The sequence below is a fragment of the Roseovarius sp. PS-C2 genome, from assembly GCF_018862045.1.
In the GTDB taxonomy this organism is placed as follows: Bacteria; Pseudomonadota; Alphaproteobacteria; order Rhodobacterales; family Rhodobacteraceae; genus Roseovarius.
In genome coordinates, this window is the sequence record NZ_JAHKSQ010000004.1 from 229,196 (window position 1) to 254,702 (window position 25,507).

General features: G+C 64.5%; 24 protein-coding genes and 1 other RNA gene. 17 read left to right on the plus strand and 8 right to left on the minus strand.

The window, feature by feature from the left end; genetic code table 11:
- The first annotated feature begins 112 nt into the window (after positions 1-112).
- Entirely contained in the window at positions 113-946 is an 834-nt protein-coding gene (locus KPG71_RS09355) for a neutral zinc metallopeptidase (protein WP_216337822.1), read from the plus strand.
- A gap of 12 nt (positions 947-958) precedes the next feature.
- On the plus strand, positions 959-1,441 hold the full coding sequence (locus KPG71_RS09360) for a protein-tyrosine phosphatase family protein (RefSeq protein WP_216337823.1): 483 nt from the start codon (positions 959-961) through the stop codon (positions 1,439-1,441).
- A gap of 492 nt (positions 1,442-1,933) precedes the next feature.
- On the opposite strand, the gene ffs is transcribed toward KPG71_RS09360, so the two are convergent.
- Positions 1,934-2,032: signal recognition particle sRNA small type (gene ffs, locus KPG71_RS09365), an RNA gene on the minus strand.
- Between the two features lie 48 nt (positions 2,033-2,080).
- Positions 2,081-4,039 carry a bifunctional 2',3'-cyclic-nucleotide 2'-phosphodiesterase/3'-nucleotidase gene (locus KPG71_RS09370; RefSeq protein ID WP_216337824.1) on the minus strand — a complete coding sequence of 653 codons (1,959 nt, stop codon included), beginning with the start codon at positions 4,037-4,039 and terminating at the stop codon, positions 2,081-2,083.
- A 177-nt stretch (positions 4,040-4,216) separates the two neighbouring features.
- On the opposite strand from KPG71_RS09370, the gene nudC reads away from it, so the two are divergent.
- Together nudC and KPG71_RS09380 are read left to right on the plus strand one after the other, a co-directional pair.
- Positions 4,217-5,185 (plus strand): NAD(+) diphosphatase, encoded by a 969-nt coding sequence (gene nudC / locus KPG71_RS09375; protein ID WP_216337825.1) that lies wholly within the window; start codon positions 4,217-4,219, stop codon positions 5,183-5,185.
- A 36-nt stretch (positions 5,186-5,221) separates the two neighbouring features.
- Positions 5,222-5,695, plus strand: coding sequence for an SRPBCC family protein (locus KPG71_RS09380; RefSeq protein ID WP_216337826.1), 474 nt, complete (start codon positions 5,222-5,224; stop codon positions 5,693-5,695).
- A gap of 21 nt (positions 5,696-5,716) precedes the next feature.
- Here the strand turns inward: KPG71_RS09380 and KPG71_RS09385 are convergent, their stop codons facing one another.
- Positions 5,717-6,550, minus strand: coding sequence for a prephenate dehydratase (locus tag KPG71_RS09385; RefSeq protein ID WP_216337827.1), 834 nt, complete (start codon positions 6,548-6,550; stop codon positions 5,717-5,719).
- A 120-nt stretch (positions 6,551-6,670) separates the two neighbouring features.
- Here KPG71_RS09385 and KPG71_RS09390 point away from each other — a divergent pair, with 120 nt between their 5' ends.
- The 5 genes from KPG71_RS09390 (at position 6,671) to KPG71_RS09410 (ending at position 13,791) form a co-directional block, all read left to right on the plus strand.
- Entirely contained in the window at positions 6,671-7,756 is a 1,086-nt protein-coding gene (locus KPG71_RS09390) for a cytochrome c family protein (protein WP_216337828.1), read from the plus strand.
- A 182-nt stretch (positions 7,757-7,938) separates the two neighbouring features.
- Positions 7,939-9,885: an extracellular solute-binding protein gene (locus KPG71_RS09395; RefSeq protein WP_216337829.1), complete on the plus strand. Its 1,947-nt coding sequence runs from the start codon at positions 7,939-7,941 to the stop codon at positions 9,883-9,885.
- A 7-nt stretch (positions 9,886-9,892) separates the two neighbouring features.
- A complete protein-coding gene (locus KPG71_RS09400; RefSeq protein ID WP_216337830.1) occupies positions 9,893-10,984 on the plus strand; it encodes a microcin C ABC transporter permease YejB in 1,092 nt (363 codons plus the stop codon).
- 114 nt (positions 10,985-11,098) lie between these two features.
- Complete coding sequence (locus KPG71_RS09405; protein WP_216337831.1) at positions 11,099-12,205, plus strand: ABC transporter permease; 1,107 nt, start codon at positions 11,099-11,101, stop codon at positions 12,203-12,205.
- Positions 12,202-13,791: an ABC transporter ATP-binding protein gene (locus tag KPG71_RS09410; protein WP_216337832.1), complete on the plus strand. Its 1,590-nt coding sequence runs from the start codon at positions 12,202-12,204 to the stop codon at positions 13,789-13,791. Before KPG71_RS09405 ends, KPG71_RS09410 begins: the two co-directional genes overlap by 4 nt.
- A gap of 10 nt (positions 13,792-13,801) precedes the next feature.
- On the opposite strand, the gene KPG71_RS09415 is transcribed toward KPG71_RS09410, so the two are convergent.
- The 3 genes from KPG71_RS09415 to hemN are packed head-to-tail and all read right to left on the minus strand — an operon-like array spanning position 13,802 to position 16,800.
- Positions 13,802-14,479 carry a DUF6639 family protein gene (locus KPG71_RS09415; RefSeq protein WP_216337833.1) on the minus strand — a complete coding sequence of 226 codons (678 nt, stop codon included), beginning with the start codon at positions 14,477-14,479 and terminating at the stop codon, positions 13,802-13,804.
- A gap of 36 nt (positions 14,480-14,515) precedes the next feature.
- Complete coding sequence (locus KPG71_RS09420; protein ID WP_216337834.1) at positions 14,516-15,433, minus strand: endonuclease/exonuclease/phosphatase family protein; 918 nt, start codon at positions 15,431-15,433, stop codon at positions 14,516-14,518.
- An 11-nt stretch (positions 15,434-15,444) separates the two neighbouring features.
- Positions 15,445-16,800, minus strand: a complete 1,356-nt coding sequence (gene hemN / locus KPG71_RS09425; protein ID WP_216337835.1) for an oxygen-independent coproporphyrinogen III oxidase — start codon at positions 16,798-16,800, stop codon at positions 15,445-15,447.
- A 73-nt stretch (positions 16,801-16,873) separates the two neighbouring features.
- Between hemN and fnrL the strand changes: the two genes are divergently transcribed.
- On the plus strand, positions 16,874-17,620 hold the full coding sequence (fnrL, locus tag KPG71_RS09430) for a transcriptional regulator FnrL (protein ID WP_216337836.1): 747 nt from the start codon (positions 16,874-16,876) through the stop codon (positions 17,618-17,620).
- A gap of 107 nt (positions 17,621-17,727) precedes the next feature.
- On the opposite strand, the gene KPG71_RS09435 is transcribed toward fnrL, so the two are convergent.
- On the minus strand, positions 17,728-18,567 hold the full coding sequence (locus KPG71_RS09435; RefSeq protein ID WP_216337837.1) for a universal stress protein: 840 nt from the start codon (positions 18,565-18,567) through the stop codon (positions 17,728-17,730).
- Positions 18,568-18,769: 202 nt separating this feature from the next.
- Between KPG71_RS09435 and ccoN the strand changes: the two genes are divergently transcribed.
- From ccoN to ccoP, 4 genes are read left to right on the plus strand one after another with little or no spacing between them, the layout of a single operon-like run.
- The gene (ccoN, locus tag KPG71_RS09440) at positions 18,770-20,374 is read left to right on the plus strand and encodes a cytochrome-c oxidase, cbb3-type subunit I (RefSeq protein ID WP_216337838.1); all 1,605 of its coding nucleotides are present in this window, start codon (positions 18,770-18,772) and stop codon (positions 20,372-20,374) included.
- 15 nt (positions 20,375-20,389) lie between these two features.
- On the plus strand, positions 20,390-21,118 hold the full coding sequence (gene ccoO, locus KPG71_RS09445) for a cytochrome-c oxidase, cbb3-type subunit II (RefSeq protein ID WP_216337839.1): 729 nt from the start codon (positions 20,390-20,392) through the stop codon (positions 21,116-21,118).
- 12 nt (positions 21,119-21,130) lie between these two features.
- Positions 21,131-21,325: a CcoQ/FixQ family Cbb3-type cytochrome c oxidase assembly chaperone gene (locus tag KPG71_RS09450; protein WP_073034582.1), complete on the plus strand. Its 195-nt coding sequence runs from the start codon at positions 21,131-21,133 to the stop codon at positions 21,323-21,325.
- Between the two features lie 5 nt (positions 21,326-21,330).
- Positions 21,331-22,200, plus strand: a complete 870-nt coding sequence (gene ccoP, locus KPG71_RS09455; RefSeq protein WP_216337840.1) for a cytochrome-c oxidase, cbb3-type subunit III — start codon at positions 21,331-21,333, stop codon at positions 22,198-22,200.
- A gap of 170 nt (positions 22,201-22,370) precedes the next feature.
- On the opposite strand, the gene KPG71_RS19765 is transcribed toward ccoP, so the two are convergent.
- The gene (locus KPG71_RS19765) at positions 22,371-22,499 is read right to left on the minus strand and encodes a hypothetical protein (protein ID WP_301182894.1); all 129 of its coding nucleotides are present in this window, start codon (positions 22,497-22,499) and stop codon (positions 22,371-22,373) included.
- A 127-nt stretch (positions 22,500-22,626) separates the two neighbouring features.
- Here KPG71_RS19765 and KPG71_RS09460 point away from each other — a divergent pair, with 127 nt between their 5' ends.
- The 3 genes from KPG71_RS09460 (at position 22,627) to KPG71_RS09470 (ending at position 25,502) form a co-directional block, all read left to right on the plus strand.
- Positions 22,627-23,514 carry a LysR family transcriptional regulator gene (locus KPG71_RS09460; protein WP_216337985.1) on the plus strand — a complete coding sequence of 296 codons (888 nt, stop codon included), beginning with the start codon at positions 22,627-22,629 and terminating at the stop codon, positions 23,512-23,514.
- 99 nt (positions 23,515-23,613) lie between these two features.
- Entirely contained in the window at positions 23,614-25,047 is a 1,434-nt protein-coding gene (ccoG, locus tag KPG71_RS09465) for a cytochrome c oxidase accessory protein CcoG (protein WP_216337841.1), read from the plus strand.
- On the plus strand, positions 25,047-25,502 hold the full coding sequence (locus KPG71_RS09470; protein ID WP_216337842.1) for a FixH family protein: 456 nt from the start codon (positions 25,047-25,049) through the stop codon (positions 25,500-25,502). The genes ccoG and KPG71_RS09470 overlap by 1 nt, the downstream gene beginning before the upstream one ends.
- Positions 25,503-25,507: the final 5 nt, after the last annotated feature.

Consider the following 25,507-nt stretch of genomic DNA (forward strand, 5'->3'; position numbering starts at 1 on the left):
GGATTCGCGGGTCAGTGGCCAACCTAAAGCCGGGGGCGGGGGCCGTCCACCTTGCTTTTGAATGCCGATGGGGCAAGGATATGCCCGGTGCAGCGCAGCGCAGGGGGATCACATGCGGTTGAGAGGAATCCGGCGCAGCCGGAATATCGAGGATCGTCGCCGCATGGGCGGCAGGGCCGGGGCCGGGATCGGAGGGGTCGGCCTGTTGATCGTGCTGGCGGTGGGCTATTTCGCGGGTATCGACGTGACGCCACTGTTGCAGGGCATGCCGCAGCAGCAGAGCGCGCCGCGCGAGTTGAGCCCCGAGGAAGAGCGCGCCGCCGAGTTTTCCGCGCAAGTCCTCGCAACGACAGAAGAAGTCTGGGGCCAGATATTTCCGCGACAAGTGGGGCGGGATTATACGCCGCCGGTAATGGTGCTCTATTCCGGCGTGACCCAGAGCCCCTGTGGCGGGGCCAGCGGGGCGACGGGGCCGTTTTACTGCCCGGCGGATCGCAAGGCCTATCTGGACACCGAGTTTTTCAGCACCCTGTCGCGGGAACTGGGCGCGCGCGGCGATTTCGCGGCGGCCTATGTGATCGCGCATGAGGTGGCCCATCACGTCCAGAACGAGTTGGGCATTCTGGGGCAGGTCAACGAGCGCCGTCAGGCGGTGGGCCAGGCACAGGCCAACGCCCTGACCGTGCGGCTGGAATTGCAGGCCGATTGCCTGTCGGGGGTCTGGGCACGGGCGGTGGACGGGCTGCTGGAGCCGGGCGATTTGAAAGAGGCGCTAAACGCGGCACGGATGATCGGCGACGACCATCTGCAACGCCGCGCGGGCCGGGTGCCGCAACCGCATACCTTTACCCACGGCACCAGCGAACAGCGCGCCCGCTGGTTCACTGCCGGGTATGAGACCGGCGATATCAACAGCTGCAATACCTTCCAGGCGCGCAACCTGTAAGGCGCTGAAATTATGTCGGGATTCGTCATTCATGCCTTATCTGTCTCGGACGGCATCCTGGCCATCGCGCCGATGCCGGGGCGGGGCGGGCACTATGTCGAGGACATGGCGCATCTGCATGACTGGCGGCCCGCGCTGGTGATGACCATGCTGTCGCATCCCGAACTGCGCGCCACGGGGCATCAGGATATCGGGGCCGATTTGCAGGACATGGGCACGCGCTGGATGCATGTGCCGGTGCCGGACATGGGCGTGCCGGGCCCCGAGGCCGAGGAGGCGTGGCACATGGCCAGCAATGCGGCGCTGTCGGCCTTGCAGGGCAAGGGGCGGGTGCTGATCCATTGCATGGGAGGCTGCGGGCGTTCGGGCATGGCGGCGCTGCGGTTGATGATCGAGGCCGGAGAGGCGCCGGGGGCGGCGTTGGAGCGGCTGCGGGCGGTGCGGCCCTGCGCGGTGGAGACGCCGGAACAGCTCGACTGGGCGAATCGGGGTTAAGGCACTGTGTTACAAGGAAAACCCCGTTCGGCATCGCATCGGTAAAACGTCGGTATCGCGTCGGTGCGGCGCACCGCCGTGCCGGGGGTAACAGGGCGTGCGCAGGTCGAAACATACGAAATGGACGCGGGTTTTGTACAAAACCAATACGGCATTCCCCCGGATCGCCCGCGATCCGGTTCGCGCCCGGCCCCGCCCACCAGGGCGGGCGCTAATTGGTCCACCGTTCAAACGCGTTGCGGCACTGGCGCTTTGACGCGAGGCCTGTGCAAATGTCACTGCGCCCACCCTCGGGACCGGGCATGAACCTGTGGTTGTCTTCTGTGGCCATTGGTGTGCATTTTGCTTTCACGGCCGCTTTCCCTGCGGCCAAATGGGTCACATCGGGCCCGTCCACATCCTGTCCCTCCCGTCAAAACCCGTCCGATCTTGTCAGAGAGGCCATGAGGCGGAGGTAACATGCGCCCGAGGCGCCGTGTTTCTGTGGGGATGTGGTGAGAGGCTGGACAACGACCCAAGCGGGGCTCGTTACGGCTGCTTCCTTCCGGACCTGACCGGGTTGGCGAGGTGCTTGCCCGCGCCAACCTCTCAACCTGTTACCTAGGGATGTTGCGGCGGATTCGCAAGGGGGCCTGGACGTTACCGCCCGAGCGGCAGGCGCAGGCGCTTGAAGCCGGTTTCGGTGTCGCCCAGATCGGTGGCCCCCAGATCGGCGATTTCCTGCGGATAGGCGCGCAGGCCGGGGCCGGTCAGGTGCAGGGCGCTGGCGCCGGGCACCGGGGCAAAGGACCATGTGGGCGTGACGCGGCCCGTCACCGGTGCGCCCTTGCGGATGAAGGCCGCCAGGATGTCACGCACCGGTGTTTCGCCTTGCAGAACGATATCCGGCTCGGGCAGGGCCGGGTAGGAGCCGCCGCCGAAGGCGCGGTAGCTGTTGGTGGCGATCAGGAAACGGTCACTGTCGGTGACGGGGGCCCCGTCATGTTCGAGATCGACGATGCGCGATGCGCCGGGATTGGCGATGCTGCCGTCGGGGGCATAGCGCGGCGGTTGCGTCAGGTCGATCCGGTAGCGGATACCGTCGATCACGTCGAAGGCATGGCCCGGCATCAGGCTGTTGCAAAGCATCTGGTCGGCGCGGTCGGGAACGACCAGGCGAAAGCAACTGGCGGCGCGTTCCAGCCAGTCGCGCAGGCGCGCCCCGTCGATCCGCGCCCCAACCAGCGTATTGGGAAAGGAATAGAGATCGGCGGCATGGCGCAGGCGCAGCGGCCCGGCGGGCACGTCCGTATAATATTGGGGCCCGGCGCGTCCGCCGGTCTTGAACGGGGCGGTGGCCGACAGAACCGGCAGCCCTTCGTCCGCGGTGCCGCGCACGGCCTGTTCCAGCGCCTGCGTCTTGGCGCGGTTGATCAGTTGCAGCATGGGATCGGTGCGGGTCATCGCCAGGTAGCTGTGCAGGGGCGCCTTCGTGCTGTTGAGCGGCTGGGCGACCAGTTTCAGCGTGTGGTGATGCGCGTCGTCCAGCACGGAGCACAGGGCCGGGTCGGGCGGGACGCGCGGCCCGGCGGTGCCGGGGGCGACGGGGCGGGCCTCGGCGCGGTGGCCCGCGACGCGCCAGCCCTCGGGGCCCCGCGCCAGGGTCAGGTCCAGAACCCCCAGGTGAGACCCGCCAAAGCCCGCCATGACGACCGGTGTTCCATAAAGCGCGCCGGCTTGCGCATCGCTGCCCGGTATCGGCGCGCCGTGCGGGGCGGGAAACACCCGATGGCTGTGGCCGGCCAGTATGGCGTCGATCCCCGGCACGGTGGCCAGCGACAGGGCGGCATTTTCCTGATCGGGCCGGTCGGGGCCGGTTTCGATGCCCGTATGGGCCAGCGCGACGATCAGATCGGCCCCGGCGGCGCGCGCGATGGGCACGATCCGGCGCGCGGTGTCGGTGATTCCCTGGCTGTCCAGCCGGTCGCAAAGATGGGTGCGGTCCCAGATGGTGATCTGCGGCGGCACCAGCCCGATCACCGCGATCCGAAGGTCATGGGCGTTGCCCGCTCTGTCCTCGAGGCGGCGCTCCAGCATCTGGAATCTCGCAAAGGCCGGTTTGCCCGAGGCGCGGTCGGTGACATTGGCGCAGGTCACCGGAAACCGGGCCTGAGCCAGCGTGCGGCGCAGGGTCTCCAGACCGAAATTGAACTCGTGATTGCCCAGGCCTACCACATCGTAGCCAAGCTGGTTCATGGCGGTGATCACCGGGTTGTCGCCTTTCCATCCGTTGGCGGGGATGGCCGTCAGGTCGCTCATCGGCGTGCCCTGCAGGAAGTCGCCGTTGTCGAACAGCAGGCAGTTGCGCGTTTCGCGCCTGGCCCGCGCGATCAGGGTGGCGACGCGGGCGAGGCCGTGGGGCTGGTCGCTTTGGTTGGTGTAGTAATTGAACGGGAGGAGATTGCCGTGAATGTCGGTCGTTTCCAGCAACCGCAGGTCGATCTGCACGCTTCCGGTTTCGGGACGTCCCGCGGTGGAAACGTGGGGGCGTGTGTCTTCCACGGGCGAGTGTTCTCCGATCATGACCTGAAGCGAACCGTCTGCCGCGCTCCGAGACATGAGCGCGCATAAAAAAGAAACACTTGTAAACCCGTTCAATTTTAAGGGTATACCGAAAGTTGTTCAATCACTCATTGCGCGAGGGCGGGTCCGTCGGAAAGATGCCGCCGAGATCTGGGTGCTTGCCCGCGCGGGCCCGGCATGGCACCAGTTGCGCAAAAAGGGGGGAACGGTGCGATGCGGCATGCGGAAACGGTGACATTCGGAGGCTCGGCGCTGGATCGGGCGCATGAGCTGCGCGGCGACGACGCGGCGCTGGGCGCGGCCATCGCCGCAGGGCGGGCCGACACGCTGGTTCTGTGGCGCGGCAAACCGCTGGTGCAGGGCGATGCGCTGGATCGCCTGATGCGCCTGCCGATGGACCATCCGGTTCTGGCGCAATCCGATCTGCCGCCGATCCTGCTGGGCCGCGAAGACGGGCGGCTGATTTTCGTGCACGATATCTCGGGCTGGCGGCCCGAGGGGCTGGACGAGGACGAACTGGGCCGGTTCCTGGACCTCAGCGAACAACGCCACCCGGAGCTGCCCGGAGAGGCCGCTTTTGTCGAGCTGCGCCGCATCATGACCCGCCTGGCGCCGCGCGATGCCGAACTGGCGGCGACGGCGCGGGCGATGGCGGGCTGGCATGTCTCGCACCGGTATTGCGCCCGTTGCGGGGCCGAAAGCGCGATGGAGCGCGAGGGCTGGCAGCGCCAGTGCCCGTCCTGCGGCGCGGTGCATTTCCCGCGCACCGACCCGGTGGTGATCATGCTGATCACGCGGGGCAACCGGGTGCTGATGGGCCGCTCGCATGGCTGGCCCGAGGGCATGTATTCGTTGCTGGCGGGGTTCGTCGAACCCGGCGAAACCATCGAGGCGGCGGTGCGCCGCGAGGTGGACGAGGAAACCGGCGTGCAGGTCGGCGAGGTCGGCTATCTGGCCAGCCAGCCCTGGCCCTTCCCCGCCTCGCTGATGATCGGCTGCCGTGGCGAGGCGCTGAGCGACGAGATCACCATCGACCCGGTGGAGATCGAAGATGCGCTGTGGCTGACGCGCGAAGAGATCATGCAGGCCTTCGCCGGGGAGCATCCGTTTCTCGCCGCCGCCCGGAAAGGTGCAATTGCACATTTTTTGCTGCGCAACTGGCTTGCGGATACGTTGGATTAAGGCGAAAGTGCCGACTGGTCAGTACAGGTGCGTTCCATGAAGTTCAGCAGTCACGAGGATATCGAAGCCCCGATCGAGGAGGTTTTTGGCGACGTCACGGATTTTCAGGCGTTCGAGCGGCAGGCCCTGCGCCGTGGCGCAGAGGTGCAGCGGGTCGATGACCTGATACAGCCGGGCCCCGGCATGATGTGGGACGCGGCGTTCGATCTGCGCGGCAAGCGGCGCGACGTCAGGATCGAACTGACCCGGCTTGATCCGCCCAACGGGCTGCTGGCCGAATCCCGCTCGCCGGGCATGGAGGGGCGGTTCGAGGTGGATCTCGTGGCGTTGTCGCGCGGCCGCACGCGGCTGAGCGTCACCCTGAGCCTCGAACCCAAGACCCTGTCCGCGCGCCTGCTGGTGCAGTCGATGAAACTGGCGCGCAAATCCCTGACGCGCCGTTTTCGCAAACGGGTGGCCGCCTTTGCGACCGAACTGGAAAACCGTCACAAGAAGGCCACCCTGGCCTGATCCGGCCAGCCCGCGCGCGGATCAGTGGCGGCGCGGGTCGGCGGGGTAGACGCCCAGCATGGTGATGTCGGACGTGAAATAATCCAGCTCGTCCAGCGCGCGTTTCACCCCCGGATCGTCGGGATGGCCTTCGATATCGGCGTAGAACTGCGTTGCGGTGAACGATCCGTCGACCATGTAGCTTTCCAGCTTGGTCATGTTCACGCCATTGGTGGCGAACCCGCCCATCGCCTTGTAGAGCGCGGCGGGAATGTTGCGCACCTGAAAGACGAAGCTGGTCATCATGCCGTCATCGCCCCGGCGTGACAGGTCGGGCTGGCGGGCCATGACCAGAAAGCGCGTGGTGTTGTTGCCCTGATCCTCGATATGGCGGGCCAGAACGTCGAGGCCGTAGATTTCCCCGGCCAGTTCGCTGGCCAGCGCGGCAAGGCCGGGCTCATTCACCTCGGCCACGTGTTTGGCCGAACCGGCGGTATCCGCGCCGGTGACGCGGCGAATGTCGTGTTTTGCAAGGAAATCACGGCACTGCCCCAGAAGCATGGTGTGGCTCATGGCGCGGTCCACATCCTCCAGCCGGGTGCCGGGCAGGGCCAGCAGGTTGATATGCACCCGCACGAAGGCCTCGGAGATGATGTGCAGGCCCGATTCCGGCAACAGGTGGTGAATATCGGCCACGCGCCCAAAGGTTGAGTTCTCGACCGGCAGCATGGCCAGTTCCGCATCGCCGTCGCGGACGGCCTCGATGGCGTCCTCGAAGGTGCGGCAGGGCAGCGCCTCCATCTCGGGGTAGGTTTCGTGGCAGGCCTGGTGCGAATAGGCGCCGGGCTCACCCTGGAAGGCAATGCGCTTGGTCATAGGGGGTATTTCCTGTCAAAAGTCCGCAGGTCGGGCGTTTGGTCGCGCAAACTACACCTTGCGTCGAACAAGGGGAAGCGGATAGATACCGCGCGACGGATACTAACGGGAAACGGGCTAATGTTCGATACGATGACATTCACCAAGATCCTTGGCGGCTTTTGCGGCGCGCTTCTGGTCTTTCTTCTGGGCGGCTGGGCTGCCGAGTCGCTTTATCACACGGGCGGCGGTCACGGCGACGGCCACGAACAGGCCTATGTGATCGACACCGGCGAGGACGAAGGTGGCGAAGAGGCGGTCGAGGAAGGCCCGAGCTTTGCCGAACTCTATGCCTCGGCGGATGCGGGTAATGGCGAACGCGTCTTCAACAAGTGTAAGGCCTGCCACAAGATCGAAGACGGCGCCAACGGCACCGGCCCGCACCTGCATGGGGTGGTTGGCCGTGCAGTCGATAGCGTGGACGGTTTCGGATATTCCGGCGCGCTCGAACAGGTGGCCGAAGTCTGGACGCCCGAAGAACTGTTCCACTTCCTGGAAAATCCCGGTGGTTTCGCGCCGGGCACCGCGATGAGCTTTGCCGGTCTGAAAAAGGAAGAGGACCGCGTGAACGTGATCGCCTATCTGGACATGACCGATGGCGGCATGACCGAAGTTGAAGCCCCGGCCGCCGCCGAGGAAGAAGCCGCAGCCGAGCCCGCGGCGGAAGAAGAGGCCGCAACGGAAACCGCTGCTGCCGAGGAAACCGCCGAGGAGCCCGCTGCCGAGGAACCGGCGGCGGAAGACACCGCTGCCCCGGAAGAGGCCGCTGAAGAGCCCGCCGCCGAAGAGGCCGCCCCCGCAGAGGAAGACACCGCCGCTGCCGAAGGCGACGCATCGGGCTTTGCCGCGATGGTCGCTGCCGCGAACCCCGAGGACGGCGCAAGCACATGGCGCCGCTGCCAGGCCTGCCACAAGCTGGAAGAAGGCAAGAATGGCGTCGGCCCGCATCTCTACGGTATCGTCGGGCGTGACGTCGCCAGCGTCGAAGGCTTCCGCTATTCCAAGGCGCTCGAAGAACTGGAAGGCGCATGGACCGTCGATGAGCTGAACGCGTGGCTGGAAGACCCCAAGGGTTACGCACCCGGCAACAAGATGAGCTATGCCGGCCTGCGCAAGGAAGAGGACCGCGCCGCGCTGATCGCCTACATGCAGGCGGCCGCGCAATAAATCCGCGCCGTTCCCGAATGTCAGGGCCGCTTTCCGGGCAACCGGAGGGCGGCCTTACGCTTTTGTGAGGTCCGAATCGCGGCCCGATCCGTTTCGGCGCTTGAACATGGGTCGGCCCCTCCATTAGCTTGCCCCAGGCGGCAAACGCGCCAGACCGCATGGCGCGGGAAAAGGAGACTGCGATGATCCGACAGCGCAACAGGGCCGTGGCCCGGACCAGCCCCCTGAGCATCCCGCGCCGGGCGATGGCGGTCCTGATGGGGTTGGCCATCGCGGCGGTGATCGCCCATGCGGCGCTGGCCGGCGAGGGCGAAGGCGAGGTGATCCGCTCGCACGGGTATTCCTATTACGGCGATCTGAGCTATCCGGCCGATTACGAGCATTTCAACTACGTGAACCCGGACGCGCCCAAGGGCGGCGAGATTTCGATCTATGCGCCGGGCACGTTCGATTCGATGAACCCCTATTCGCGCAAGGGCCGCGCCGGGCGGCTGTCGTGGATGGTCTACGAAAGCCTGCTGGGCGATATGCCCTCGGGCGGCGGGGCCTCGCCCGCAGACGCCTATGGCGAGATGTACGGCCTGCTGGCCGAAAGCCTCGAATATGACGAGGGCAAGACCTGGGTCATCTTCCACATGCGCCCCGAGGCGCGGTTTTCCGACGGTACGCCGGTCACCGCCCATGACGTGGTGTTTTCGCACAACCTGTTCCTGGAACAGGGCTTGCCCTCCTATGCGCAGGCCGTCAGCCGCCGGGTGACCGGGGCCGAGGCGCTGGACGATCATACGGTCAAGTTCACCTTCGCCACCGGCATTTCGCGCCGCTCGCTGATCGACCAGGTGGGCAGCACGCCGGTGTTTCCGCGCAAGTGGTACGAGGACACCGGCGCACGGCTGGACGAATCGCGGCTCGAGGCCGCGCCGGGATCGGGCCCCTATCAGGTGGCCAGCTACGACGTGAACCGCCGCATCGTTTACAAGCGCAACCCCGATTATTGGGGCCGGGATCTGCCGATCAATCAGGGACGGCACAATTTCGATACCATCCGGATCGAGTATTTCGCCGACGACAACGCCGCCTTCGAGGCGTTCAAGGCGGGTGAATATACCTTCCGCTGGGAAGGCAATTCCAAGACATGGGCCACGGGCTATGACTTCCCGGCGGCCAACAAGGGGCAGGTCCGGCTGGAGGAACTGCCTGACGGCACCCCGCCCGAACCCAACGGCATCGTCTTCAACCTTGGCCGCGAGGTGTTGCAGGACAAACGCGTGCGCCAGGCGATCGCGCTGGCCTACAATTTCGAATGGACCAACGAATCGCTGCAATACGGGCTGTTCAAACAGCGCCATTCCTTCGTGCAGGACACCCCGCTGGAGGCCAAAGGCGTGCCCGAAGGGGCCGAACTGGAGCTGCTGAAATCGCTTGGCGACGTGGTGCCGCCCGACATGCTGAGCGAACCGGCGGTGATGGCGCATTCCTCAGCGGCCGACCGCCTGAACGACCGGCGCAACCTGCGCCGCGCCATGAAGCTGCTGGACGAGGCGGGCTGGACCGTGGGCGATGACGGCAAACGCCGCAACGCACAGGGCGAGTTGCTGAGCATCGACTTTCCGATCCCGTCCTCGGGATCGGCCACGCTGGGCGCGGTGGTGGACAGTTTCGTCAGCAACCTGAAACTGATGGGCATCGACGCGAGTTTCGAAAAGGTGGACCCGTCGCAATACACCCTGCGCAGCCGGGATCGCGATTACGATCTGGTGTTCGACGGCTATACCAGTTTCCTCGGGGCGGGCACGGGCCTGATGCAGCGCTACGGCTCGACCGAGGCCGAGTTCAGCCTGTTCAACCCCGCCGGGCTGGCCAGCCCGATGGTGGACGCGATCATCGACGCGGCGCTGAACGCCGAAACCAGCGAAGAGGAAAATACCGCGCTGATCGCGCTCGACCGCGCGCTGCGGCACGAATTCTTCATGGTGCCGGTCTGGTATAACGACAGCTACTGGGTGGCCTACTGGGACATGTACGAGCACCCCGAAACCCTGCCGCCCTATGCGCTGGGCGTGCTGGATTTCTGGTGGTTCAACGCCGACAAGGCCGAGGCGCTGAAAGCCTCGGGCGCGCTGAGGTAAACCGTCGATGGGCGCCTATATCCTGCGCAGGCTGCTGCTGATCGTTCCCACGCTTCTGGGGATCATGGTGATCAATTTCGCCCTGGTGCAATTCGTGCCGGGCGGCCCGGTGGAGCAGGTGATCGCCAACATGCAGGGGCAGGGCGACGTGTTCGACAGCTTTGCCGGATCGGGCAGCGATGCCGGGCAGGACATGACGGGCGGCGGCGGCAACGAGAAATACCTTGGCGCCCGCGGCCTGCCGCCGGAACTGATCGAGGACCTGGAACGCCAGTTCGGGCTGGACAAACCGCCGCTGGAGCGGTTCCTGAACATGATGTGGAATTACATGCGCTTCGATTTCGGAGAAAGCTATTTCCGCAAGATCGACGTGACCGACCTGGTGCTGGAAAAGATGCCGGTCAGTATCAGCCTTGGCCTGTGGTCCACGGTGATCGCCTATCTGATCTCGATCCCGCTGGGCATCCGCAAGGCGGTGCAGGACGGATCGGGCTTCGACACCTGGACCAGCGGGGTCATCATCGTGGCCTATGCGATCCCCGCCTTCCTGTTCGCGATCATGCTGCTGGTCCTGTTCGCCGGGGGCAGTTACTGGCAGTTTTTCCCGCTGCGCGGGCTGACCTCGGACAACTGGGAGCAACTGAGCCTGTTCGGCAAGATCGTGGACTATTTCTGGCACATCACGCTGCCGGTGGTGGCCTCGACCATTTCGGCCTTTGCGACGCTGACGCTGCTGACCAAGAACTCGTTCCTCGACGAGATCAAGAAACACTATGTCATGACCGCCCGCGCAAAGGGCCTGAGCGAGCGGCGCGTGCTCTATGGCCATGTGTTCCGCAATGCCATGCTGATCGTGATCGCGGGCTTTCCGGCGGTGTTCATCGGGGTGTTCTTTGGCGGCTCGGTCCTGATCGAGACGATCTTTTCGCTCGACGGTCTGGGGCGGCTCGGCTTCGAGGCCGCCGTGGGGCGCGATTACCCGGTGATGTTCGGCACGCTGTTCCTGTTCGGGCTGATCGGGCTGGTGGTGAACATCCTGAGCGACCTGATGTATGTGCTGGTCGATCCGCGGATCGACTTCGAGAAGCGGGAGGGCTGAGGCGATGTGCGTGGTCCCGATCCGCAGGCGCAGGCAGGGGGCGCTGCCCCCGTCGCCGCAGGCGGCGACTCCCCCGGAGTATTTCGGGAAAGATGAAAGCGGGGGAGAGAAGGCATGACGCTGTCGCCCCTCAACCAGCGCCGCTGGCGCAATTTCAAGCGCAACAGGCGTGCCTTCTGGTCGCTGGTGATCTTTTCGATCATCTTCGTGATCACGCTGCTGGCCGAGTTCGTGGCCAATGACAAGCCGATCCTCGTGCAGTACCGGGGCGGGTATTACACGCCGATCTTCAATTTCTACCCCGAAACGGAGTTCGGCGGCGATTTCGCGACCGAGGCGATCTATCGCGATATCGAGGTGCAGTGCCTGATCGCCTCGGGGGGGATGGATGTCTGTTTCGACGATCCCGAAGGGGTGATTGCGGATGCCGAGGACGGGATGATCGAAGGCGAGGCGGTGTCGCCGGGCTGGATGATTTGGCCGCCGATTCCCTATAGCTACGACACGACGGTGGACCGCCCCGGCGCGGCCCCGCTGCCGCCCAACGAACAGAACTGGCTGGGCACCGACGACACCAAGCGCGACGTGCTGGCGCGGGTGATCTACGGGTTCCGCCTGTCGGTGCTGTTCACGCTGATCGTGACCGGCCTGTCCAGCCTCATCGGGATATTCGCGGGCGCGATCCAGGGCTATTTCGGCGGCTGGCTGGATCTGGTGTTCCAGCGGGTGATCGAGATCTGGGCCTCGACCCCGCAGATCTACGTGATCATCATCCTGTTCGCGATCCTGCCGCGCAGTTTCTGGTTGCTGGTGGCGATCACGGTGCTGTTCGGCTGGATGGCCCTGGTGGGCGTGGTGCGCGCCGAGTTCTTGCGCGCGCGCAACCTGGAATATGTGCGCGCGGCCAAGGCGCTGGGCGTCAGCAATCTGACGATCATGTTCCGCCACATGCTGCCCAACGCCATGGTGGCGACGCTGACCATGCTGCCCTTTGTCATCACCGGCACGATTTCGCTGCTGGCGGGGCTGGATTTCCTGGGCTTCGGCCTGCCGTCGAGCGCGCCCAGCCTTGGCGAACTGACGCTTCAGGCCAAGCAGAACCTTCAGGCCCCGTGGCTGGCCTTCACCGCGTTCTTCGCCTTTGCCATCATGCTGTCGCTGCTCGTCTTCATCTTCGAGGGCGTGCGCGACGCGTTTGATCCAAGAAAGACCTTCGAATGAGTGTGCTGACGGTCAAGGACCTGACGGTGGGGTTCCGGCAGGACGGGCAGGTCGTGCAGGCGGTGCATGGCGTGTCGTTCAGCGTGGACCGGGGCGAGACCGTGGCGCTGGTGGGGGAAAGCGGCTCGGGCAAGTCGGTGACGGCGCTCAGCACCGTATCGCTGCTGGGGCCATCGGCGCAGGTGGCGGGCAGCGTCACCTATGACGGGCAGGAAATGATCGGCGCACCGGACAAGCGGCTGCGGCAGGTGCGGGGCAACGACATCAGCTTCATCTTTCAGGAGCCGATGACATCGCTCAACCCGCTGCACACGCTGGAAAAGCAGATCACCGAATCTCTGGAACTGCATCAAGGCCTGACCGGCGAAGAGGCGCGCGCGCGGATCGTCGAATTGCTGGAGCGCGTCGGCATCCGCGAGGCCGAAAGCCGGCTGACGGCCTATCCGCACCAGTTGTCGGGCGGGCAGCGCCAGCGGGTGATGATCGCGATGGCATTGGCCAACAAGCCCGACATCCTGATCGCGGACGAACCCACCACGGCGCTGGACGTGACCATTCAGGCGCAGATCCTCGAGCTTCTGGACGAGCTGAAGCGCGAGGAGGGGATGGGCCTGTTGTTCATCACCCACGATCTGAACGTGGTGCAGCGCATCGCCGACAAGGTCTGCGTGATGAAGGATGGCCGCATTGTCGAGGCCGGACCGACCGCCGGGATTTTCGCCGATCCGCAGCACGAGTATACCCGCAAGCTTCTGGCCGCGCGCCCCTCGGGGCAGCCCGAGCCGGTGCCGTCGGGCGCGCGCGAACTGGTGAAAACCGATGGCCTGCGCGTCTGGTTCCCGATCCAGAAAGGGTTCATGCGCAGGACCGTGGGCCATGTGAAGGCGGTGAACGACGCCAGTATCGCCGTGCGCGCCGGGGAAACGCTGGGCATCGTGGGCGAAAGCGGCTCGGGCAAGACGACGCTGGCGCTGGCGATCATGCGGCTGATCCAGTCCGAGGGCGGGATCGCCTTTGACGGTGAGGATGTGCATGGCTGGTCCACCCGCGCGCTGCGCCGTCGCCGGGCCGACATGCAGATCGTGTTTCAGGACCCGTTCGGCAGCCTGTCGCCGCGCATGACCTGCGAACAGATCATCGCCGAGGGCCTTGGCGTGCATGGCAACCCGGACGGGCGCAAGGCGCGCGATCTGGTCGCCGAGGTGATGGAAGAGGTCGATCTGAACCCGGCGACGATGGATCGTTATCCGCACGAGTTTTCCGGCGGGCAGCGTCAGCGCATCGCCATTGCCCGCGCCATGATCCTGCGGCCCAAGATGGTGGTGCTGGACGAACCCACCAGCGCGCTGGACATGACGGTGCAGGTGCAGATCGTGGACCTGTTGCGCCGCTTGCAGGTGAAATACGGGCTGGCCTATCTGTTCATCAGCCACGATCTGGCCGTGGTGCGCGCCATGAGCCACCGGGTGGCGGTGATGAAACAGGGCGATATCGTCGAATACGGCAGCGCCGGGGATGTGTTCGAACGCCCGCAGACCGAATACGCAAGGACGTTGTTACAGGCTGCGCTGGACCTTTCGGCCTGACTGGGCGTGGTCAGGGCTCCGGTTTCTGAAACGGGTCCGATCCGGTCAGGAGGCGGTCGAACAGGGCGCAGCCATGATCGGGCTGCCGGAAATGCTGCCAAGCGAAGATGGCAAAGAAATCCGGCGCCATTTTCAGGATCAGGTCATTGATGGAATCGTCGGTGACGGGTTGGGTGTGGCTCCGGGTGGCCAGAAACCGCTGGCGCATCGCTTCGGGAAGAAATTCGACCTGCATGGCATAGGCCATGTATTCATTCGCAGCCAGGCCGCCGCTGTCCTGTCCCAGTTTCTGAAAGATCAGGGCATGGGTCATTTCATGCACGATCAGGCTGTCATGCAGAATGTCGGGGGGCAGGCGGGCAAAGGCGGACGAGGGCGGAACCCGCTGGCGCAGGGCGTCGGTGTCCAGCACCCCGATCACATCCTCGCGGCAGTCATAGAGGCCAAGACAGCGATCATGCTGCGGCGGCAGGGTGTCGGTTACGGTGATCCGCAGCGGGGCGGTTTGCGGCAGGTGGCAGGCCTGCAATTGCGGGCGGGCGATACGCGCAACGTCGCAGACATGTTGCGCGCTGTCTGCGGTGGGGGCGGTCACGGTGATGTCGCCCCCGGCGCAGGTCAGCACCGTGTCGGGGCGCGCGGGCGCGACCGACAGGAACAGCAGCGTGACAGCCAGCCAAAGGCGCATTCCGTCCTCCCGTGAATGGGGACAGTATGCAGGCCGCTAACCGTTCGCGCCAGTTTTCAGGTCGATGACAACCGCCGCGTGGTCGCTGGCATGGGGGCGGTGGTGGCCAGTCTGCGGCAGGTGCGTGCCGGTGTGGCGCGCGGCCTCCAGCCCCATCCCCTGACGGTGGATCTCGGGGATCGCATCGGGGCAGGCGCGCGCCAGCGCCGGGCTGGCCAGCATCTTGTCGGGGCGTCCGTACTGGCCCGACCACGCATCGTGATAGGACCAGCGCTCGCCGCGCGGCAGGCGTTCCATCAGGTTGACGGAGAACGGCGGCAGGATGGGGGCCGTGGCGGGGGGCTGTGCCGGGTGCCACGGGTCGTTCACATCGCCAAGGATCAACCACATCGCCCCCGCGGGCGCGTCAAAGCGGCGGTCGATCAGGCGGCGGGTGGCTTGTGCTTCGAGCGCGCGGACGGGAAAGGCGGCGTCGGCATCCGGGTAGGGGGCCTTGAAATGCACCGCGAACAGGGTCAGCCCCGGCAGGTCGATGCGCAGGCAATCGCGGCGGAACACGGGCGTATCGGCCCCCTGTCCAGGCAGGGGGCGCAGGCCCAGATCGCCGGGCCTCAGGCTGGCATGGCTGGCCACCTCCAGCGGCGCGATCCGGCTGAGCAGCGCCAGGTCCAGACCGCGCCCGTCATTGCCCGGCAGGCAGGCGCGGTGCGGATAGGGGGGCACCCCGGCGGGGATCAGGAAACGGTCATGGAAATGATCCAGCGTGGCGCGGTCGAAGACCTCTTGCAGGATCACCACATCGGCGCGCAAATCGGCGATCACCTGCGCGGTCAGGGCGCGGTCCTGCCAGTCCAGTGCAGGATTGTCGGCTTCGGGCGTGTCATCGTCGCGTGCGCCGCCCAGATGCCCGCCCCGCAGGCGCAGGTTCTGAACATTGAAACTGGCGATGCGCATTTGCATCGGCCCTAGATGGCCGAGCTGTGGCCCGCCGTGCTGAGTTCGTAGGCGTCAAAGCTGCGGGCGATCATGCGCGTGAGCGGGCGGGCCTCGTGCGGGACGAACATGCCGCCCTCGTCCACCTGCAACAGGCCGGGGAACTGCGCCGCGCTGTCGTCCAGCATCTTGCGCACAGCCTGCGGCGTGATGCCGAAGGTCGCGCACATCTCGGCGCTGTCGATGCGGAATTCGCACATCAACTGCTCGATCATCCGGCTGCGCAGGCGGTCTTCGTCGCTGAAGGCATGGCCGCGCGTGGTGGAGAACCGGCCGTCGCGGATGGCGGCGGTATGCGCTCCGGTGGCCGGGGCGTTCTGCGCATAGCCTTGCGGGAATTTCGAGATCGAGGACGCGCCCACACCGATCAGCACCTCGGCGGTGTCATCGGTATAGCCCTGGAAATTGCGGCGTAGCTGGCCGGATTTTTGCGCCACGGTCAGCCCGTCGGTCTGGGTGGCGAAGTGGTCGATGCCGATCTCGGCGTAATTGTCCCACATGAACAGTCGCCGCGCGGTATCGAACAGGTCCAGCCGTTCCTCGGGGGTGGGCAGGGCATCGGAGGGCAGCAATTGCTGCCGCTTGGCCATCCACGGAACATGCGCATACCCATAAAGCGCGACCCGGTCGGGATTGAGCGACAACAGCTTTTGCACGCTTTCGGTGATGCGCTCCCTGGTCTGGTGCGGCAGGCCATAGAGGATATCGGCGTTCAGGCTGGCCACGCCACGGGCGCGAATCTCGTCGGCGGCCCATTTGGTGATGTCATAGCCCTGCAGCCGCCCGATCGACTGCTGGATTTCCTCGTTGAAATCCTGCACCCCGATCGAGGCGCGGTTCATCCCCGCCGCCGCCAGCGCATCCAGCCGTGCGGCGTCGATCTCGTTGGGGTCGATTTCAACCGAGAATTCGGTTTCGTCGGTGAACGGCGCGATGTCCTTGATCGCTCCGGCCAGTTCTTCCATCATGCCGGGCTGCAACAGCGTGGGCGTTCCCCCGCCCCAGTGCAGGCGCGACAGGCGCACGCCCTCGGGCAGGTGTTGCCCCAGCATCGCCAGTTCGGACTTGAGCGTTTCCAGATAGGCGATCACCGGCGCGTCGCTTTGGGTGCCTTGCGTGCGGCAGGCGCAGAACCAGCACAGCCGACGGCAGAAAGGGACGTGAACATAGAGCGAGACTTTCGCGCCCTGCGGGATCTCCTCGATCCAGCGGGTGAAGTCCCCGGCGCCGATGTCGCGCCCGAAATGCGGGGCCGTCGGATAGCTGGTGTAACGCGGAACCTTCGCGTCAAACAGCCCCAGTGCGGCGAGTTGTGCTTTCGTAACCATGACGACTGCGTTAAGGTACGCGCCGACAGCAAGCCTTGATTCAGATCAATCCTCCCCCCAAAGTGATCCTGCCATGCTCAACGAAGATACATACGACATAGCCCGCGATTGCGGCGAGTGCCCGATTCGGCATCGCGCGGTCTGTGCGCGATGCGAGGCGGATGAACTGGAACAACTGGACCAGATCAAATATTACCGCAATTTCGAGGCCGGTCAGACGGTCACATGGGCCGGGGACAAGATGGATTTCGTGGGCTCGGTCGTGTCCGGGATCGCCACCCTGACCCAGACGATGGAAGACGGGCGCACCCAGATGGTCGGCCTTCTGCTGCCCAGCGATTTCGTCGGCCGTCCCGGTCGGCGCACCGCCGCCTATGACGTGGTGGCGACCACCGATCTGGTGATGTGCTGTTTCCGCAAGCAGCCGTTCGAGGATATGATGAACCGCACGCCGCATATCGCGCAGCGGCTGCTGGAAATGACCCTCGATGAACTGGACGCGGCGCGCGAATGGATGCTGGTCCTGGGGCGCAAGACCGCGCGGGAAAAGATCGCCAGCCTGCTGTCGATCATCGGACGGCGCGACGCCGCGCTGCACATGGTGGGCCGGGAAGGGCCGATGGTGTTCGACCTGCCCCTGACGCGCGAAGCGATGGCCGATTACCTGGGGCTGACGCTGGAAACGGTCAGCCGCCAGATTTCGGCGCTGAAAAAGGACGGCGTGATCGTTCTGGAAGGCAAGCGCCACGTCACCATCCCCGATTTCAACCGCCTGCTGGACGAGGCGGGGGACGACAGCGACGGCGGCTTGCTGGCCTGAGCCCTTCGCCTGGCCGTCCCTGTCGTCATCGCGGCCTCACGGAATCAAGCAGAATAAAAAAGGCGCGCCCGAATCGGGGCGCGCCTTGCAATGGTCCGGTCTGCGGCTCAATGCGCCATGAACACCGGCAGTTTCGCCTGTTCCAGCATGTAACGGGTCGCGCCGCCGAACACCGCCTCGCGGAAGCGCGAGTGCCCATAGGCCCCCATCACCACCATGTCGGCATCCATGTCCGCGGCATGGCGCATCATCACGTCCGACACGCGCGGCAGGGTCTTGGACAGCACGTCGATCTCGACCTTGACGTCATGGCGCGCCAGATATTGCGACAGCATCCCGCCGGGGTCCGACCGGTTCGGCCCGTGTGTCGGCGGGTCGATCACCACCACATGCGCGACATCGGCCTGTATGAGCATCGGCAAGGCGGCCCGCACGGCGATCAGCGCCTCGGGGCTTTCGTTCCAGCCGATCATGATACGCTGGGGCGCTGGGGCCGGTTTGGCGTTGTCGGGCACGATCAGGGCAGGCGTGTGGGCTTCGAACAGGGCTGATTCGGTGACCGGCTCCAATTCGGCGCCATGCCCGTCGCCATAGGGCTGTGCCAGAACGACGAGGTCCGAGAACCGCGCCCGCGAGGCCACGTGCCGGCCCAGGTCGGCCAGTTGCGCCACCCCGGTTTCCGAGGCCCAGCGCAGGCCGGACCCGTCCAGCATTTTGGCGACGCGCTTTTCGATGGCCTCCGATTCTTCATGGGCGCGGGTGATCGTCTCCTGCAACACGACCGCGCTTGCCCCGGCATAGTAATACCCCGTCTGGCTGCGATCGACACCGAGGCACAGCACGTCCAGATGGGCGTCATGGGCTTTGGCCATTTCCATGGCGTGATTCAACACGCCCTCGGCCAGGTTTTCATCCGTGATAACGGAAAACAGGCTGTTGTAAGTCATTTCGCGGTTTCCTCAAGGCTAAGGTCTCTGGTTAGAATAGGGGCGATACTGATCGTTGTTCTTTGATACGCATCAACAAATGCGACATCGGGTCTTGATGCAGATCAAGGCGTTTTCTGCTGTATCTTATCATTAACGCATCAGTCTAAACGCGCCCGTGCGACAAGTTCGAATCGCGCGGATAAAGACGAAGGGACGCAAAATGACGAACTATTTCAAGCTGATCGTGCTTGGAGTGATCGCGCTTTTGGCGCTGATCGCTGCGAATTACGCGCGCGATCTGGCCTATCTGGTCAACGCGCTGACAGTCGCGCTGGCTGCGATGGGCCTTTTCATCTGGACGCTTCGCAAGACCGACGAACCCGTTCCGAACGTGGATCTTTCCGGGCAATACATGGACGGCGTAGTGCGCGCCGGCGTGATCGCCACCGCGCTTTGGGGCGTCGTCGGCTTTCTGGCCGGGACGTTCATCGCCTTTCAGCTCGCCTTTCCGCAGCTCAATTTCGACTGGGCGCAGGGTTACATGAATTTCGGGCGCTTGCGTCCCCTTCACACCTCGGCGGTGATTTTCGCCTTTGGCGGCAACGCCCTGATCGCCACGTCGTTCTACGTCGTGCAGCGCACCAGCGCCGCGCGGCTCTGGGGCGGCAACCTGGCCTGGTTCGTCTTCTGGGGCTATCAGCTCATGATCGTTCTGGCCGCCACCGGCTATGTGCTGGGCGCGACGCAGTCGAAAGAATACGCCGAACCGGAATGGTATGTCGACTGGTGGCTGACCATCGTCTGGGTGGCGTACCTGGCCGTGTTCCTCGGCACCATCGTCAAGCGCAAAGAGCGTCACATCTACGTCGCCAACTGGTTCTACCTGTCCTTCATCATCACCGTGGCGATGCTGCATATCGTGAACAACCTGAGCATCCCGGTCTCGATCTTCGGGTCGAAATCGGTTCAGGTCTTCTCGGGGGTGCAGGACGCCATGACGCAATGGTGGTACGGCCACAACGCCGTGGGCTTCTTCCTGACCGCCGGGTTCCTCGGCATGATGTATTACTTCGTGCCCAAGCAGGCCGAACGCCCGGTCTATTCCTACAAGCTGTCGATCATCCACTTCTGGGCGCTGATCTTCATCTACATCTGGGCCGGTCCGCACCACCTGCACTACACGGCGCTGCCTGACTGGGCCTCGACGCTGGGCATGGTGTTCTCGATCGTGCTGTGGATGCCCTCCTGGGGCGGCATGATCAACGGCCTGATGACGCTGTCGGGCGCATGGGACAAGCTGCGCACCGATCCGATCATCCGTATGATGGTGATCTCGGTCGGCTTCTACGGCATGTCCACCTTCGAGGGTCCGATGATGTCGATCCGTGCGGTGAACTCGCTGTCGCACTACACCGACTGGACCATCGGCCACGTGCACTCGGGCGCCTTGGGCTGGAACGGCATGATCACCTTCGGCGCGCTCTACTTCCTGGTGCCGCGCCTGTGGAACCGTGAACGCCTGTACTCGCTCTCGATGGTCAGCTGGCACTTCTGGCTCGCCACCATCGGCATCATCCTCTACGCCGCATCCATGTGGGTGACCGGCATCATGGAGGGCCTGATGTGGCGCGAAGTGGACGCCAACGGCTTCCTCGTCAACGCCTTTGCCGATACCGTTGCCGCCAAGTTCCCGATGTATGTGGTGCGTGGTCTGGGTGGGGTCCTGTATATCACCGGCGCAATCATCATGTGCTACAACCTGTTCATGACCGTCAAACGGAGCCCGGCTGTCGAAGCCACCAACTCCGTTGTCCCGGCCGAATAAGAAAGGGACCGACCAATGGCAATTCTCGACAAACACAAGATCCTCGAGAAGAACATCACGCTTCTCACGATCTTTGCCTTCCTGGTGGTCACCATCGGCGGCATCGTACAGATCGCACCGCTGTTCTGGCTGGAAAACACCATCGAGGACGTAGAGGGCATGCGCCCCTACACCCCGCTGGAACTGACGGGCCGGGACATCTATGTGCGCGAAGGCTGCTATGTCTGCCACAGCCAGATGATCCGCCCCATGCGGGACGAGGTCGAACGCTACGGCCATTACAGCCTTGCGGCTGAATCGCAGTACGACCATCCGTTCCAGTGGGGCTCCAAGCGGACCGGGCCCGACCTGGCCCGCGTCGGCGGCCGCTACTCGGACGAGTGGCATGTCGATCACCTGCGCGATCCGCAAAGCGTGGTGCCGGAATCGGTGATGCCGAAATACGGCTATCTCGAAGACCGGCTGATCGAGCCGGAGCATGTCGGCGATCTTCTCAGCACCCACGCGCTTGTCGGTGTGCCCTATACCGACGAGATGATCGAGAACGCACAGGCCGACTTCCTGGTGCAGACCGATCCGTTCGGCGATTACGACGGCCTGATGGAGCGCTATGGCGACAACGTCAACGTGCGCAACTTCGACCGTCAGCCGGGGATTTCCGAGATGGATGCGCTGGTTGCCTATCTGCAAATGCTGGGCACGCTGGTCGATTTCTCGACCTTCACGCCCGTGGCCAGCCGGTAAGGGAGGATTGTCATGGAAACCTATTCCCTTCTCCGCGAATTTGCCGATAGCTGGATGCTGTTGTTCCTCTTCGCGTTCTTCGTCGGTGTGGTGATCTGGGTCTTCCGGCCCGGCTCCACCAAGACCTACGAAGATCCCTCGGGCATCCCCTTCCGGCACGAAGACAAACCCGCCCGCAAGGGCGAGGGCAACGCCAAGGAGGCGTGAACGACATGGCTAAGCAACCCAAGAAGAAACAAGAGGTCGAAACGACCGGCCACGAATGGGACGGGATCGAAGAGTATAACAATCCCCTTCCGCGCTGGTGGCTGTGGGTGTTCTACGCCACCATCGTCTGGGCCATCTGGTACACCATCGCCTATCCGGCGTGGCCGATGATCTCGGGCGCGACCGAAGGCTACAAGGGCTGGTCCACCCGCGCCAACGTGGCGCAGGAACTGGCCGAGGCCGAAGCCGCCAATGCCGAGATCAACGACAAGCTCGCCTCGGTGGAGCTGGCCTCGATCGCGGACGATCCCGAACTGGCGGGCTATGCCCGTTCGGCAGGGGCCGCCGTGTTCAAGACCTTCTGCGCCCAGTGCCACGGCTCGGGGGCGGCCGGCGCCAAGGGCTATCCCAACCTGCAGGACGACGCATGGCTTTGGGGCGGCACGATGGACGACATCCATTACACCGTGTCCCACGGCATCCGGAACGAGGATGACGCCGACGCGCGCTACTCGGAAATGCCCGCCTTCGGCGAATTGCTGGAGCCCGAGCAGATCGAGCAGGTCGTGAACTACGTCATGTCCCTGTCGCCCACCTACGAGCCGCAGGATGCGTCTCTGGTGACCGAGGGCGAGACCGTGTTCCTCGATCAGTGCGCGGCCTGTCACGGCGATGACGGCACCGGCGACATCTATCAGGGTGCGCCCAACCTGACCGACGCGATCTGGCTCTATGGCGGGGATTACGAAACGCTCATGGAAACGGTGACCAACTCGCGTTTCGGCGTGATGCCCCCGATGGGCGGGGCCGATCTGTCCGAGGCCGAGATTCGCGCCGTGGCCACTTACGTTCACCAGCTGGGTGGTGGCGAATGATCGCCCGCCCCGCATAAAGAATACCCGCAGGCGGCATGCCGTCTGCGGGTTTCGGCACCGGCTCTTCCGTCCTGTTCGCGCGTTTCCTGGAAGACCGGTGCCGTTCTTTTTTCCGAAAATCGCACCCCATGTCAACGCTGTGCCGCAGTCCGCGCAGCGTCGTGTCGTGTTCAATCGCGGCGGCGGGCCACGGTATGGGCCTCGATCTCGGCATCGCGGCGGTTGTCGAACCGCTCGCCTTGAGCCCAATGCGCCGGGGGATCCCAGCGGTCACGATCATCAGTGCGGGTGGCGGTCATGAAAGATTTTGCAAAGACACTCAGCATGGCGTTTCCTTTCCAATTGCTGTTTCTGCCTTTAATATGCCGTTACGATCTCCGTCCTGCGACTCAGGAACAATTCAAACCTGTAAGGTGACCTAACATGATAAGCTGGCTCGCCATGCCACCGCTGACCGCCCTGCGGGCGTTTGCGGCCCTGGCCGACACCGGATCGGCCAGCGCGGCGGGGGAGGCGCTCAATGTCAGCCATGCCGCGATCAGTCAGCAGATCAAGGCGCTGGAGGCACATATGGGCGTCGCGCTGGTGGACAGGTCGGGCCGCGAACTGTCGCTCACGCGCGAGGGGCGCGATCTGGCAGACGCGCTCAGCGCCGGGTTCGGCAGCATCGCCCGCACCGTTGAGTCCCTCACCGGGGCCGATGCCGACCGCCCGCTGCAAATCACCACGACCCCCAGTTTCGCCGCCCATTGGCTGATGCCCCGCCTGTCGGACTTCCGACAGGCGCATCCCGACATCGACATCATGATCGACCCCACGCCGCAGGTCACCCGACTGGAACCCGGCGGTCTGGATATCGCGATCCGCTATGGCACCGGCCACTGGCCGGGGCTCGACGCGCACCTGCTGTTCCGCTCTCCCATCGTGGCCGTCGCCGCGCCCGATCTGGTGCGCGACAGGCAGGTCAGCGAACCGGCGGACCTGATCGGCCTGCCGTGGCTTCAGGAATACGGCACCAACGAAGCCAGCGACTGGCTGCGCAAACGCGGTGTCTGCAAGGACCGCGAGGGCGGGTTGACGCAGGTGCCCGGAAACCTGTTGCTGGACGGGCTGCGCAACGGCTATGGCGTGGCTGTGACCGTTCATGACTGGGTGTGCCAGGATATCGCGGCGGGCCGCCTGCTGGAGCTTTTTCGCGACGAAGGCGAGGCAGGCTACTATATCGTGACCCGCCCCGGCCCCCTGCGGCCCAATGCGCGCGCCTTTGCCGCGTGGCTGCGGCGGCAGGCCGCGCTTGCAACCGGGATGAAATAGATCACTTTGAGAATCAGAATTTGATGCAGGTCAAGGCTGGACCGCCCGCCACCTGAAACAAGACACTGGTACTATAACGCGCATCCCGGAGTGATTCCGTTGTCCGACACCCAACCAGACGCCCCCAGCCTGTACGCCGCCAGGGAACCTGTCTTTCCCAAGAAGGTGTACGGCAAGTTCCGCAACCTGAAATGGCTGATCATGATCTTCACCCTCGGTGTCTATTACCTGACGCCGTGGCTTCGCTGGGACAGGGGGCCGAACCTGCCCGATCAGGCGGTTCTGGTCGATCTGGCGAACCGCCGGTTCTTCTTCTTCTGGATCGAGATCTGGCCGCATGAATTCTATTTCATTGCCGGGTTGCTGGTCATGGCGGGGCTGGGGCTGTTCCTGTTCACCTCGGCGCTTGGCCGGGTGTGGTGCGGCTATGCCTGCCCGCAAACCGTCTGGACCGATCTGTTCATCCTCGTCGAACGCTGGGTCGAAGGCGACCGCAACGCGCGCCTGCGCCTGCACCGCCAGAAGAAGCTGGATTTCCGCAAGGCCCGCCTGCGCATGACCAAATGGATCGCCTGGCTGCTGATCGCGGTGGCCACCGGCGGGGCTTGGGTGTTCTACTTTACCGATGCGCCGACGCTTCTGGTCGATCTCTTCACCCTCAATGCGCACCCGGTTGCCTATACCACCATCGCCGTTCTGACCGGCACGACCTTCTTTTTCGGCGGGTTTGCCCGCGAACAGATCTGCATCTACGCCTGCCCGTGGCCCCGGATTCAGGCCGCCATGATGGACGAGGACACCTTGGTTGTCGGCTATCGCGAATGGCGCGGGGAGCCGCGCAAGAATTCCGACGAGGTCAAGGCCGGGGAAACGCAGGGCGACTGCATCGACTGCATGGCCTGCGTCAACGTCTGCCCCGTGGGCATCGACATCCGCGACGGTCAGCAGCTTGAATGCATCACCTGCGCGCTGTGCATCGACGCCTGCGACGACATCATGGAAAAGATCGGCAAGCCGCGTGGCCTGATCGACTACATGGCGCTGACCGACGAACAGAACGAACGCGCCGGGAACGCGCCCAAGCCGATCATCAGGCACATCCTGCGCCCGCGCACGATCCTCTATACCGCTTTGTGGTCGCTGGTGGGCTTCGGCCTGCTGTTCGCCCTGTTCATCCGGCCCGACATCGACATGACGGTGGCCCCGGTGCGCAACCCCACCTTCGTGACGATGTCGGATGGCACCATCCGCAACGTCTATGAGGTGCGCCTGCGCAACAAACATGGCGAAGACCGCCCGTTCCGCATGACCGTCAGCGGCGATCCCGCAATCCGCATTCAGCTTGAGGGTACGCCTTACGGGGCCGTGACGGTGCCTGCGGACTCGACCATGCTGCAACGCGTCTACCTGATGGCGCCCCCCAGTTCCGAACCGGCCCATTCCGAACGTACCGAGGTGCGCCTGTGGGTCGAGGATACATCGAACGGCGAACGCGCCTATCAGGACACGATCTTTAACGGCAGGGAAAACTGATGACGGAACGCAAGATCACCGGCAAGCATGTGCTGTTCGGCTTTACCGCGGCCTTCGGGATCATCATCGCGGTCAATCTCCTGCTGGCCTACTCGGCGATCAAGACCTTTCCGGGACTCGAAGTGGCCAATTCCTACGTGGCCAGCCAGACCTTCAACGAGCGCAAGGCCGCGCAGGAATCGCTGGGCTGGACGGTCGAGGCGCATCACCACGATGGCCGCCTGACCCTGTCGATCACCGACGACACCGGACAGCCGGTCGCGGTCAAGATGCTGGATGCCACCGTCGGGCGTGCCACCCATGTGGCCGATGACGTGGCCCCCGATTTCCAGTTCGACGGATCGGCCTATGTGGCCGATGTGCCGCTTGGCGACGGCAACTGGAACATCCGCATGACCGCCATCGCCTTTGACGGCACCGAGTTCCAGCAGCGGGTCGTACTGATCAAGGATTAAGGCCA

What these genes read in the sequence shown, in the direction of transcription:
- KPG71_RS09355 (WP_216337822.1), top strand. Translation starts at nt 113, where the DNA reads ATGCGGTTGAGAGGAATCCGGCGCAGCCGGAATATCGAGGATCGTCGC.
- KPG71_RS09360 (WP_216337823.1), top strand. Translation starts at nt 959, where the DNA reads ATGTCGGGATTCGTCATTCATGCCTTATCTGTCTCGGACGGCATCCTG.
- KPG71_RS09370 (WP_216337824.1), bottom strand. Translation starts at nt 4,039, where the DNA reads ATGTCTCGGAGCGCGGCAGACGGTTCGCTTCAGGTCATGATCGGAGAA.
- nudC (WP_216337825.1), top strand. Translation starts at nt 4,217, where the DNA reads ATGCGGCATGCGGAAACGGTGACATTCGGAGGCTCGGCGCTGGATCGG.
- KPG71_RS09380 (WP_216337826.1), top strand. Translation starts at nt 5,222, where the DNA reads ATGAAGTTCAGCAGTCACGAGGATATCGAAGCCCCGATCGAGGAGGTT.
- KPG71_RS09385 (WP_216337827.1), bottom strand. Translation starts at nt 6,550, where the DNA reads ATGACCAAGCGCATTGCCTTCCAGGGTGAGCCCGGCGCCTATTCGCAC.
- KPG71_RS09390 (WP_216337828.1), top strand. Translation starts at nt 6,671, where the DNA reads ATGTTCGATACGATGACATTCACCAAGATCCTTGGCGGCTTTTGCGGC.
- KPG71_RS09395 (WP_216337829.1), top strand. Translation starts at nt 7,939, where the DNA reads ATGATCCGACAGCGCAACAGGGCCGTGGCCCGGACCAGCCCCCTGAGC.
- KPG71_RS09400 (WP_216337830.1), top strand. Translation starts at nt 9,893, where the DNA reads ATGGGCGCCTATATCCTGCGCAGGCTGCTGCTGATCGTTCCCACGCTT.
- KPG71_RS09405 (WP_216337831.1), top strand. Translation starts at nt 11,099, where the DNA reads ATGACGCTGTCGCCCCTCAACCAGCGCCGCTGGCGCAATTTCAAGCGC.
- KPG71_RS09410 (WP_216337832.1), top strand. Translation starts at nt 12,202, where the DNA reads ATGAGTGTGCTGACGGTCAAGGACCTGACGGTGGGGTTCCGGCAGGAC.
- KPG71_RS09415 (WP_216337833.1), bottom strand. Translation starts at nt 14,479, where the DNA reads ATGCGCCTTTGGCTGGCTGTCACGCTGCTGTTCCTGTCGGTCGCGCCC.
- KPG71_RS09420 (WP_216337834.1), bottom strand. Translation starts at nt 15,433, where the DNA reads ATGCGCATCGCCAGTTTCAATGTTCAGAACCTGCGCCTGCGGGGCGGG.
- hemN (WP_216337835.1), bottom strand. Translation starts at nt 16,800, where the DNA reads ATGGTTACGAAAGCACAACTCGCCGCACTGGGGCTGTTTGACGCGAAG.
- fnrL (WP_216337836.1), top strand. Translation starts at nt 16,874, where the DNA reads ATGCTCAACGAAGATACATACGACATAGCCCGCGATTGCGGCGAGTGC.
- KPG71_RS09435 (WP_216337837.1), bottom strand. Translation starts at nt 18,567, where the DNA reads ATGACTTACAACAGCCTGTTTTCCGTTATCACGGATGAAAACCTGGCC.
- ccoN (WP_216337838.1), top strand. Translation starts at nt 18,770, where the DNA reads ATGACGAACTATTTCAAGCTGATCGTGCTTGGAGTGATCGCGCTTTTG.
- ccoO (WP_216337839.1), top strand. Translation starts at nt 20,390, where the DNA reads ATGGCAATTCTCGACAAACACAAGATCCTCGAGAAGAACATCACGCTT.
- KPG71_RS09450 (WP_073034582.1), top strand. Translation starts at nt 21,131, where the DNA reads ATGGAAACCTATTCCCTTCTCCGCGAATTTGCCGATAGCTGGATGCTG.
- ccoP (WP_216337840.1), top strand. Translation starts at nt 21,331, where the DNA reads ATGGCTAAGCAACCCAAGAAGAAACAAGAGGTCGAAACGACCGGCCAC.
- KPG71_RS19765 (WP_301182894.1), bottom strand. Translation starts at nt 22,499, where the DNA reads ATGACCGCCACCCGCACTGATGATCGTGACCGCTGGGATCCCCCGGCG.
- KPG71_RS09470 (WP_216337842.1), top strand. Translation starts at nt 25,047, where the DNA reads ATGACGGAACGCAAGATCACCGGCAAGCATGTGCTGTTCGGCTTTACC.